Annotated in this window: 5 protein-coding genes; 3 read left to right on the plus strand and 2 right to left on the minus strand. The window is 72.0% G+C overall.

Going from position 1 to position 4,468, the window contains the following annotated elements:
• On the minus strand, positions 1–517 hold a 517-nt coding region (locus ACFFCN_RS18465; RefSeq protein WP_375494058.1), incomplete at its 3' end, for an ACP S-malonyltransferase.
• 132 nt (positions 518–649) lie between these two features.
• Complete coding sequence (locus ACFFCN_RS18470) at positions 650–1,807, minus strand: PucR family transcriptional regulator (RefSeq protein ID WP_375494059.1); 1,158 nt, start codon at positions 1,805–1,807, stop codon at positions 650–652.
• Between the two features lie 35 nt (positions 1,808–1,842).
• Here ACFFCN_RS18470 and ACFFCN_RS18475 point away from each other — a divergent pair, with 35 nt between their 5' ends.
• Genes ACFFCN_RS18475 through ACFFCN_RS18485 form a run of 3 tightly spaced genes read left to right on the plus strand, consistent with a single transcriptional unit; the run spans position 1,843 to position 4,431 of the window.
• Complete coding sequence (locus ACFFCN_RS18475; protein ID WP_375494061.1) at positions 1,843–2,892, plus strand: PHP domain-containing protein; 1,050 nt, start codon at positions 1,843–1,845, stop codon at positions 2,890–2,892.
• Complete coding sequence (locus ACFFCN_RS18480) at positions 2,889–3,458, plus strand: pirin family protein (protein ID WP_375494063.1); 570 nt, start codon at positions 2,889–2,891, stop codon at positions 3,456–3,458. Before ACFFCN_RS18475 ends, ACFFCN_RS18480 begins: the two co-directional genes overlap by 4 nt.
• A 10-nt stretch (positions 3,459–3,468) precedes the next feature.
• Positions 3,469–4,431, plus strand: a complete 963-nt coding sequence (locus ACFFCN_RS18485) for an aldo/keto reductase (RefSeq protein WP_375494065.1) — start codon at positions 3,469–3,471, stop codon at positions 4,429–4,431.
• Positions 4,432–4,468 lie beyond the last annotated feature (37 nt).

Below are 4,468 nucleotides of genomic sequence, written 5' to 3' on the forward strand. Positions count from 1 at the left end.
CGGCGAACGCCTCGAGCGCGGCCGGCGCGCCGGCGGCGACGATCTGGCCGGCCGCGTTGCGGTTCGCCGCGGCCAGCCCGGCGGCCTCGATCGCGGCGGTGACGACGTCGGCGTCGCCGCCCAGGACGGCGACCATGCCGGTGGGCTCCACGGCGCACGCGGCGGCCATCTCCCGGCCGCGCCGCGCGGCGAACGCCACCGCCTGCTCGGCGTCGAGCGCACCGGAGACCGCGGCCGCGGTGATCTCGCCGACGCTGTGCCCGGCGACGACGCGTTCCTCGCCGGTGTGCAGGTCGAGGGCGTCGGCGGCGAGCACGCCGGCGGTCACGAGCAGCGGCTGCGCGACAGCGGTGTCCTTGATCTCGTCGGCGTCAGCGGTGGTGCCGAGACGCAGCAGGTCGAGTCCGGCGGCCTCGGCGAGGCGGGCGACCCGGTCCTCGACACCGGGCAGCTCCAGCCACGGCGCGAGCATGCCGGGAGCCTGAGCGCCCTGACCGGGTGCGAAGACGGCGATCACCGTTACACGATCTCTCGGGTGGCAGGTCCCCGGCGACCGCGACACGGACAGCATTCGCCAGCCGCCCTTGTAGGAATCCCACAACCGGATGTCCGAATTGGCGGCAAGTTGGTGCGACGAGTTGTCGCTACCTCACTGCTCGAGCCGGCCGAGCACGAGCGCCACCCGCAGCGTGAAGGCCCCGCGTGCGTCCGTCGGCGCTTCGCCGCACACCTCGGCGACCCGCCGTAGCCGGTACCGCACGGTGTTCGCGTGCACGAACAAGGCCCGGGCCGTCGCCTCGAGCGCGGCACCGGAGTCCAGGAACGCGGCAAGGGTCTCGACGAGCACGTCGCCCGCCGCGACGAGCGGCCGGTAGACGTGCTCGACGAGCTGGGCACGGGCTTCCTCGTCGCCGGCCAGCGCGCGCTCGGGCAGCAGGGCCTCGGCAGCGACCGGCCGCGGTGCGCCGGGCCACGCCGGCGCGACGCGCAGTGCGCTGAGCGCCGTCTGCGTCCGGGCGGCGGCGTCGCCGATGTCGGCCGCGACCGGGCCGACCACGACCGGCCCGGTGCCGAAGGCCGGCAGCAGCTGCGCCGCGACGTCGAGCGGATCGGTCGGGTCGCCGATGACCACGACGAGTCGGTCTGTCAGCACTCCGGCCATCACGACGAGATCGAGCCGGCGGGCGCGGGCGTGCACCGAGGCCAGCACGACGTCCGGTGCGCCGTCCGGCGCGTTGCCGACGACGGTGACGGTCGGGCCGATCTCGGCCCAGCCGAGCGCTGCCAACCGGCTCGGCAGCGGATCGCCGACGACCGAACCGGTGACCAGGTTGTCGATCACGAGTGCCTCGAGCCGCTCGTCCCACGAGCCGCGGTTCTCGGCGGCCGTTGCGTAGACGCGCGCGGCGGCGAAGGCGATCTCGCGGCTGAAGCGCAACAGCTCCTCGCGCACTGCGGCTTCGTCCACGCCGGCGAGCACCGGCAGGTTCTGCTCGGCGACGGCGATGGTCTGCCGGATGAGTTCGACCGTCTGCTGCAACGTCACCGACCGCGCCATCGCCTGCGGCGCGGCCGCGAAGACGCCACCGGTCAGCCGCAGCACGTCGTCGCCGGTACGCAGCCAATCGACGAACGACTGCACGCCGGCCTGCGCCACGAGGGTCACCCAGGACCGTTGGTCCGGGGGCAGCTTGCGGAACCAGGGCAGCTCGTCGTCCATCCGCGCGACGCTCTGCGTGGCGAGCCGGCCGGTCGCCTGCTCGATGTTGCGCACGGTGTCGACGGCGAGACCGCTGTTGACGCGCACGTGGCCAGCCTGCCACTCGCCATTACGGTGAGCACGTGGCTATCGGTGGTGCTGCCCGCGATCCTGGCGCCGACCTGCGTCAAATTGCGTTCTTCATGGAGCGTGCGCACGAACCGACGTTCAAGGTCAAAGCGTTCCGTACCGCGGCCGGTGTGCTGGACGATCTCGCGCCGGACGAGCTCGCGTCGCGGGTCGCCGAGGGCACGCTGCAGCAGCTCACCGGCATCGGCAAGTCGACGGCGCAGGTGATCGCCGAGTCGCTGCGCGGCGAGGTGCCGGCCCGGCTGGCGAAGGCGGAGTCGGCGTCCGAGGCGCAGCTGGACCCGGCGGTGGCCGCGGTGCGCGCGGCGCTGCGCGGTGATCTGCACACGCACTCGGACTGGTCCGACGGCGGCTCGCCGATTCCCGAGATGGCCCGCACCGCGCGCGACCTCGGCCACGACTACGTCGTGCTCACCGACCACTCGCCGCGGCTGACCGTCGCCAACGGGCTGAGCGCGGAGCGGCTCGAGCACCAGCTCGACGTCGTCGCCGAACTGAACGACGAGCTGACGCCGTTCCGCATCCTCACCGGGATCGAGGTCGACATCCTCGAGGACGGCACGCTCGACCAGAAGCCGGCGCTGCTCGAACGGCTCGACGTCGTCGTGGCGAGCGTGCACTCGAAGTTGCGGATGCCGGCCGAGGAGATGACGCCGCGCATGGTCGCCGCCGTCGCCAACCCGAACACCGACGTGCTCGGGCACTGCACCGGTCGATTGATCATGGGTGAGCGCGGGCGCCGCCCGCAGTCGGAGTTCGACGCCGAGATCGTGTTCGCCGCCTGCGAGGCGTTCGGTGTCGCCGTCGAGATCAACTCGCGCCCGGAGCGGATGGACCCGCCCGACGACCTGCTCCGCGTCGCCGTCGACGCGGGCTGCGTCTTCTCGATCGACACCGACGCGCACGCGCCGGGCCAGCTGGACTGGCAGCGCAACGGCTGCGAGAAGGCCGTCGAGAGCGACGTGCCGGTCGAGCGGATCGTCAACACGTGGACCCGCAAGGATCTGCTCGCCTGGACCGCGGACCACGAGCACCGGCCGTGATCGTCCGCGCCGGGGAACGGTTCCGCACGGACACTCCGGACTACGTGACGCTGCACTGCTTCTCCTCGGGAGCGCACTACGACGCGGATCGCTTGGCGTGGGGGCCGGTCGTCGCCGTCGACGAACACCTCGTGCCACCCGGCGGCGGTTTCGACTGGCATCCGCACCGTGGCGTGCACATCGTCAGCTGGGTACTCAACGGCGCCCTGCGGCACAAGGACTCCACCGGTGCGGTGCACAGCGTCGAACCCGGGCAGTTGTTTGTCCAGTCGACCGGCGACGGCCTGCGCCACCGCGAGACCAACGCGTCGGACGCAACGCCGCTGCGGATGGTCCAGATCATGGTGCTCGGGGTGGCGGCGCAATCCGCGGGGGCTGCCGACGTGCCGGCGCAGGTCGGGCCGGTCACGGTGGACGTCGTGCAGGGCGCGGTGCACGTCGCCGACGGACTCGTGTTCGGCACGCGCGGCTCGCGCGCGGGGGACCTGTCCGACGAGGACACGGCCCTCGACGGTGAAGCGCTCGTGCTGCACATGACCGAGGCCGCCTCACCAGCGCCGTCCTAGTGTCAGAGGTATGACGATCCCGACTGCGAAACTCGGCGGCCTGACGGTGTCCGCGCAAGGCCTCGGCTGCATGGGCATGAGCCAGAGCTACGGCACGCCCAGCTGGGACGACGGCATCGCGACGATTCATCGCGCGCTGGAGTTCGGCGTCACCTTCATCGACACTGCGAACGTCTACGGCGCCGGTCACAACGAGGTGCTCGTCGGCCGCGCGCTGCACGACCGTCGCGACGGCGTCCAGCTCGCCACCAAGATGGGCATCGACACCACCGAGGGCTGGGACGATCGCCGTTTCCGCGGTACGGCCAAGTACGTCAAGCAGGCGTGCACCGACTCATTGCTGCGCCTGGGCGTCGAGCACATCGACCTGTACTACCTGCATCGGCCGCCGCAGGACGCCGAGATCGAGGAGACCGTCGGCGCGATGGCCGAGCTCGTGGCCGAGGGCAAGGTCGGCCACCTCGGGTTGTCCGAGGTCGACGGTGACCTGCTGCGCCGCGCGCACGCCGTGCACCCGATCGCCGCGGTGCAGAGCGAGTACTCGCTGTGGACGCGTGACCCGGAGACCGGCGGCGTCGTCGACGTCATGCGCGAGCTCGGCGTCGGGTTGGTGCCGTTCTCGCCGCTCGGTCGCGGTTTCCTGACCAACACCGTCGACATGTCCTCGCTGGGTGACGGTGACATGCGGCGGCGCATGCCGCGCTTCGGTGGTGATGCGCTCGACGCCAACCAGCAGATCGTGCAGGCCGTCGTTGACGTAGCGCAGCGGCGCGGTGCGGAGCCCGCGCAGATCGCGCTGGCGTGGGTGCAGGGCCGCGCGGACGTGCTCGGCATCTCCGTCGTGCCGATCCCGGGCACCAAGCGGGTGAAGTACCTGGAGCAGAACGCCGGCGCGCTGGACGTGCGTCTGGACGACGACGACCGCCACGAACTCGACGCGCTGGCCGACAAAGTCGTGGGCGCCCGCTACTGACCCCTGCCCCTGTTCCGCCCCTGCCCCGGTTCCGCCC

This window comes from uncultured Jatrophihabitans sp., assembly GCF_964246335.1.
In the GTDB taxonomy this organism is placed as follows: domain Bacteria; phylum Actinomycetota; class Actinomycetes; order Mycobacteriales; family Jatrophihabitantaceae; genus Jatrophihabitans.